The sequence below is a fragment of the Staphylococcus sp. EG-SA-2 genome (assembly GCF_017152085.1).
In genome coordinates, this window is record NZ_JACYHC010000403.1 from 1 (window position 1) to 6652 (window position 6652).

Sequence of the window (6652 nt, forward strand, 5' to 3'; positions counted from 1 at the left end):
TCTAACATTTGTATTAATTGGTCTTTACTTTCCATTGTTATCTCATCATTATGCTCAAATAAGTGCTCTGATAATGTTACTTTAGCATGGTGTGCGGTTTGACGATAACCTAAAATCAACAACTCATAGTCAAACGCTTGTTCCACCGCATTTAAAATTTCATTACCCTCATTGATATCAAGATAAATATCACATAACTGGTATAGTTCATTTACCCTGTCAATATTAATAGATGGGTATAAGTGCACATTAGCATATTGATCAAGTTGCATTAGCTTATCAGACATCTCTGTAATAGCAGCGATGTGAAAATTAAAATCTGGTAAAGTTTCAACCAATACCTTGATGTTACGAAGTTGATCCGAGTTAGTTAATATTACAATTTCTTTAGTATATCTATTACGACTACGATAGTTATATAGATATCCGCCTTGTAAAATACGAGATTGAACCTTTGCGTCTGCTATATTGAGCATCGTTTCATATTCGTTTTTATCTGGAATAATAATATTACAATGTCGTTTCATATCACCTTTACACATCAATTGCATATTTCCCGGGACATTACCATTACAGTGTTCTTGCCATACCAAAACATCACTACCTTTTGATGGCAAATTATATAACACTGAAAATGGTAGGGCTAGTGAGTTAATAACGAAATGATGTTCCGTAATTTCAAGTTGCTTGATAAAAAATAATACGAATGCGAGCTTTGAAGGGAAAAAGTAAGACTTCCCTTGCCAATCCAATATGACATCAGATGTTACAAAATTTTCATAAATCACTTCTTTACCTTCTGCTGTCATATATTTCTTCAAGATCGCTTTACGATTTAAATCGTAAACAGTTTGTGCAAATTTAATACCATTCTTAGAATAATAATCGACAAATCGGACACGTTGTTGGTCATCAAACCATTCGACACGACTAACAATTCTAGGGCGCTCTCCACTTTGATAAAATATTTTGCCTCGTAGACGTCCCATATCATTAATTGTAGCCGAATTGTTGTTACCTTTAATTTCCCAAAAAGCTGGTACAGTAACCTGATTAAAAAATCGTGGTTTCATATTTTCTGTATTATGATTATCTGCAAAAAATTGATACGGTGATATAACATCGTCCGGTAAAAAGCCATTGTCATTGAGTACAATTGTTAAATCTTCTTCCAACTTACTGGCTTTAAAAGACTCATATAACTTTCGTGAATGATCGTTAAAGTAATCAAATAATTTAATCATGTAGCACCTCTTGAAGTAATGTTTCCCATTTTAAAATAATATCTTGAGTCATAAATTGCTGTGCCACTTCATAAGAGATGTCATGTGGTGCCTGGGGACCATTGTTAAAATACATTACAATGGCATGAGCTAGTTTTGCGATAACATCATCCACACTATCTTCGTCGGTATCAAAAGGTACCAAGTAGCCATTTTCCCCATCTCGAATAAAGGTTGGGTTACCATAATTCACATTTAATCCAATCATACCTAGTCCTGAGCCTACCGCTTCCATTAGTGTTAACCCAAAACCTTCGCTAGTTGATGCAGAAAGAAATAACTCATAATCATTATAAATTTCATCAAGTTTAACATGCCCTAGTAAACGAATATAATCTTGTGCGCGGTGTGTATCAATAATTTTACGCAGTCGCGTCTTCTCGCTACCTTCTCCATAAATATCAAATGTTAATTCTGGCACTTGTCGTTTAGCCACGATAACCGCTTTGACAAGCCAATCAATATGTTTCTCATTTGCTAAACGAGATGCACTAATCATCGCATATGGCTTTCTTGATAATTTAGGATATGATAACGCATCAATGCTTCCCACCGGAATAGTATAGACACGTGGACGATAACCTTGATATTGCTCAAATTGTCGACAAACCATATGATTTTGAATATCTGTTGCTGTAATAAAGAAATCAATGTATTTAGCTTTTGAAAATTGATATTCATAATAATTGTTCCATAGTATATGCTGCTCGCTCATCATATTATTACTATAATGATCAGCATGAATCACAACACCAACTTTACTATCACCTTTATGCTGCAAAACAGCCTGACCAATATCAGAAGCGCGGTCTAATATGACAATATCGTCTCGGGTTAAATTCAATCGTTGTAAAAAGTATGCAATAAATTCCGTTTTGTTATACAACACCGCATCTTCAAACACATATATAGAGCTGTCTCCATCAATATATTCGTTATAAGCGATGGAACCATCTTCATTATAGAATTGTCGCATATATAATTTCGCTTTATTATCAGCTGGTGCATAATACTCAGAAAATATACGCGTATAACTATAAAAATCTTTACGTACTAACATACTATTAATTACAAATTCTGCACGATCCACAACATCTTTTTGTTCATTTTGTAGATAACATGTTACAAATGATGATTTCCCATTAAAATATAGACGGACTATCTTACCATTTCTTTCTCTAAAACTAATTTCATGACCAAGCTCACGTTCAATGTCATCTAACGTGTACGTTGTTGGTGCTATAGAAATATCACTAAAATACTGATACAACCAAATAACTTCTTGATCTTTAAACCCAATGTTTTGCGTTAATGTCTGTATGTTCTCTGACTGTATAAAATCTAAAAACACAAATTTAGTGTCTTGATTTGTACGTCTCAATAATTTAGCACGGTAAGCTTGTGCATATTCAACACCGCTACTCGCCCAGCCTATACCAAAGTTTATATTATATATTGTCATGCGCTACCCCTTTTCATTTATGGAAAATGTATAACTGGCATACCCTCTTTATCAAATGTAATCATGCTTTGACAAATATTTTTCACCATTCTTTTTTTGATATTTCGTGTCATAACTTCAAATGAATCTAATGCAACTCTATGGTATTCAAAAATAGCGTTACGTTGCCCATTTTGTCGTTGATTAACGCTTGCTTTTAATTGTTGTAAATAGTCGACTTGTTCTAACCAACATGAATCAATTGCTTTCAAAAAGACTTTTTGAACGAAAATATTATAATAATATGCACTTTGCATGTTTTTACGATTCAAAGCTAATTGCTTTTCAAATTGCTCTAATAAAAATGTCACTACTGCTTGCTTATCTTTAAAATTAACACAAGCCACATCTTTATTAAATTGGAAACTTAAATTTTGATAAATATACTCGACAACACGCGATTTTGTTAGCACCTTTTCCTCATTTACAAACATTTCAAATACATCTTTAGCTAACGCTTTAAAATCTCGATTCTCAGCATCATCTATTTCTAAAACTCGATTGCGTTCCTCGTATACAAGATCTCGCTGTATACTAATGCTTTTTTCAAATTCATTAGCCATTTCACGAGCTTTAACCCCTTGTTCTTCCGAGATACGCTGCGCTTTAACTACAATTTGCTTAACTTTGCGATTAAACAAATTACTTTGCGATAATCGTTGTGCATCTAATGAATATAATTGATTATTTTCCGCTAAATTACTATCGCTCCATCGCTTAACTAAATAATCATCTAGTGAAATATATATACAAGATGATCCCGGATCCCCTTGTCTACCAGAACGACCACGTAATTGCCTGTCTACACGGCTATTTTCCATATGTTCATGAATAATAACAGCTAATCCACCTAATGCTTCGACACCTTCACCAAGTTTAATATCTGTGCCTCGACCTGCCATACTAGTCGCAACAGTCATGGAACCAATTTGCCCTGCTTCAGCTATCATCTGCGCTTCTTTTGCAACATTTTGCGCAATGAGTAAATTATTAGGAATATCCATTTGGAATAATACTTTCGAAAAGTATTCAGCCGCTTCAGCAGTTCTCGTTATGAGTAAAACCGGTCGCCCCGTTTCATGAAGTTCAACTATATCATGAATCATCGCGATGTTTTTCTCATCAACTGAACGAAACACTTTATCTGGTTCATCGATACGTTGAATCGCTTTATCAGTTGGTGCTTGTACGACTATTTTTGAATACAAATCAAAGAACTCTGATTCGCCTAATTTTCCTGTAGCTGTCATACCTGAAAATGATTCAAAAAGTTTAAATAAATTCTGGAAGGTAATTGTTGCCATAACACTTTTATCTGTTGAAACCTCCATACCTTCTTTCGCTTCAATAGCTTGGTGAAGTCCAGCTTGCAACTTAGTTCCCGGTAACATACGACCTGTAATACGGTCAATTAAAACAATATCACCATTATATACAAAGTAATCGACATTAGATTCAAACAAATATTGTGCGCGCAGTGCTAAATTAATATTACGCACTAGGACCATCGCTTGTTCGCTATATAAATCTTCAACATTAAAGTATGATTGTGCCGCTTCAATACCTTGATTTAACAGCCATATTTCTTTTTTGGTCTTCTTCATTTTAAAATGCACGTCTTCAATCAATGTATCTACAAACTCTTTCACAATATGAAATAGATTTGATTGTAATCTTGGTGCACCCGAAATAACTAATGGTGTTTGAGCAGCATCTAAAATGATTGAATCCACTTCATCAATAATACCGTAATTTAATTGTGGTAAAAATTTCCCTTCCGCACTATCAGCCAAATTATCAATTAAATAATCAAAACCGAGACGTCCATTAGTTGTATATATAATATCATGTTCATATATATTACGTTTTTCCCCTTTTTGATACTCATAATCCACAATATCAACAAAACCTAATGAAGCAGTTAAACCTAACCATTCATATAATGGTTGCATCTCTTCAAAATCTCGCTTCGCTAAATAATCATTCGTTGTAATTAAATATGTTCCTTTTCCCGAAAGAGCATTTAAATATAAAGGCATCGTTGCCGTTAATGTTTTACCTTCGCCTGTTTGCATCTCCGCAATGTTACCTTCATGCAATACAATCGCTCCGATTAACTGAACTTCTTTAGGATACATACCTAATACTCTCCAGCTCGCTTCACGTGCCACTGCATAAGCTTCAGGTAACAATGTATCTAGTGTATCAACTCCTGATGCTAAACGTTCTTTAAATTCTATTGTCTTTTGTTTTAACGCATCATCAGAATATGATTTAACTTCATCGCTCCATGTATTGATGCGTTTCACTATTTTTCTAATCGACTTTAGTCTTAATTCGTTTATCGTAACATCTAGTTTATGTTTCATTTACTTCCCCACCATTCAGTTTCGATACATCTAAGTAATCTAAAAATCGTACTGGATTCATTAAACGTGACATATAATTTAGATGGTTGTCTTGCTCTTCTTTAAAATAAAACTCGACATTTGTATCTTTTAGTTCATTATTTCCTGGGACATGTTCTGTAAGCCATTCTTTTAAATCATCATCTTCATGGCTTGTACGATATACTTTGCAATCTAAATGCTGAGCGACATAAGTTGCAAAAACATTTGACTTTGACCCATAACTAATCAAATTAATAGCCGTTAGGGTATCTTGACTTTGCAAATCATCCTTTAGTTGCTTAATATTTTCCTTGATATCGTCGTCCATCCAACGTTCAACGAGCCAAACATGACCAAACAGTTTCAAAAAATCATTCGAAATAGTTGGATAGGTGTCAGATGGTTCTGCAATAATGACATTGATCCTATCATTTCCATATTGGTTATCGTCTATCTTCGTCACCCGCATGCTTTTATACTCTAAATCATCTTGATGCGTCATCTCTGTAATTGTTAAACATCTAAATATTAGACTCGTCGATGCTGCATTCATCATTTTTATTTTATAAGCATAGGCTTCATCAGGATATTGAATCGTAATACTATTTGACTTTACAATCTCAGTACTTAGTTTTGTGCCATTTTTATTATAAAAAATGATGATAAAATACACTGAACCAGCAGGCGTTGCATCAAAATCAAAATGCAATTTATAATGCTGTCCTCTACGCAAAATTGGTAAACTTGGCGCACTTTTATATTTTGAAAATTGCTTTAACATCAACCACTCATGAATCGGTAATCCAGAGGGCATCAAAGGATTTATAAAAGTCACTTCACCATTTGAAAATGATACTTTAGAGCCATACATAAATGTAGTTTGTGAAATATAATTCCAAGTAACTTTAAATGTTTTGTTTTTCAGCATGTTGAACTCTCCCAAACTTGTCTTCCAAAATAATGTTGTAAAAATTAACAAACCAACTTGCAATGGTAGGTGAATCATCATTATGTCGCCCAGGAATACTGCGATTCATCACTCTTGCTTGGTGTGCTGTCAATACAGGTAATAGCTCTTGAAATGCATGTGGATCATAATCATCATGTTGCATATATGCTATGGCAAAAACAGTTTGTGACAATGATTTCTTTTGAAATGTTTGCCAAAATTTTTGATTTAATGCCTTTATCGACGCTTGAGATGTATCACCTTCATTAGACACCAGGACGTCTAATGCTGTACCGAACTCTTCTGGTCTAAGTAATCGCATATGTTCAGCAATCGTTCCAATATTAACAAGTGGTTTACCAACAATAATTGCCTGAGGATTTAACTGAGCACCATAATACAAGGCACCAAATGAACCCATAGATAAACCAGATAATATTAATTCATGTGATTTAAAATTCAGCTTTTCTAATGTCTCGTCAATAACATTGATAATACCTTGTTCATATTCAGATGAACCGATATAAAA

Annotated in this window: 5 protein-coding genes; all 5 read right to left on the bottom strand. The window is 33.9% G+C overall.

Features of this window, described 5'->3' with window-relative positions; all coding sequences use genetic code 11:
* Window positions 1-1244: accessory Sec system glycosylation chaperone GtfB (gene gtfB, locus IDG60_RS03950; RefSeq protein ID WP_206160512.1), on the bottom strand; the 1244-nt coding region annotated here is incomplete at its 3' end.
* Window positions 1237-2745: an accessory Sec system glycosyltransferase GtfA gene (gtfA, locus tag IDG60_RS03955; RefSeq protein ID WP_031793445.1), complete on the bottom strand. Its 1509-nt coding sequence runs from the start codon at window positions 2743-2745 to the stop codon at window positions 1237-1239. The genes gtfA and gtfB, both read right to left, overlap by 8 nt.
* Before the next feature lie 17 nt (window positions 2746-2762).
* Window positions 2763-5153, bottom strand: a complete 2391-nt coding sequence (secA2, locus tag IDG60_RS03960) for an accessory Sec system translocase SecA2 (protein ID WP_000680945.1) — start codon at window positions 5151-5153, stop codon at window positions 2763-2765.
* Complete coding sequence (asp3, locus tag IDG60_RS03965) at window positions 5143-6102, bottom strand: accessory Sec system protein Asp3 (protein ID WP_000916728.1); 960 nt, start codon at window positions 6100-6102, stop codon at window positions 5143-5145. The genes secA2 and asp3 overlap by 11 nt, the downstream gene beginning before the upstream one ends.
* Window positions 6080-6652, bottom strand: a 573-nt coding sequence (gene asp2, locus IDG60_RS03970) for an accessory Sec system protein Asp2 (RefSeq protein ID WP_206160513.1), incomplete at its 5' end; no start/stop codon positions are given. The genes asp3 and asp2, both read right to left, overlap by 23 nt.

What these genes read in the sequence shown, in the direction of transcription:
- gtfA (WP_031793445.1), bottom strand. Translation starts at nt 2,745, where the DNA reads ATGACAATATATAATATAAACTTTGGTATAGGCTGGGCGAGTAGCGGT.
- asp3 (WP_000916728.1), bottom strand. Translation starts at nt 6,102, where the DNA reads ATGCTGAAAAACAAAACATTTAAAGTTACTTGGAATTATATTTCACAA.
- secA2 (WP_000680945.1), bottom strand. Translation starts at nt 5,153, where the DNA reads ATGAAACATAAACTAGATGTTACGATAAACGAATTAAGACTAAAGTCG.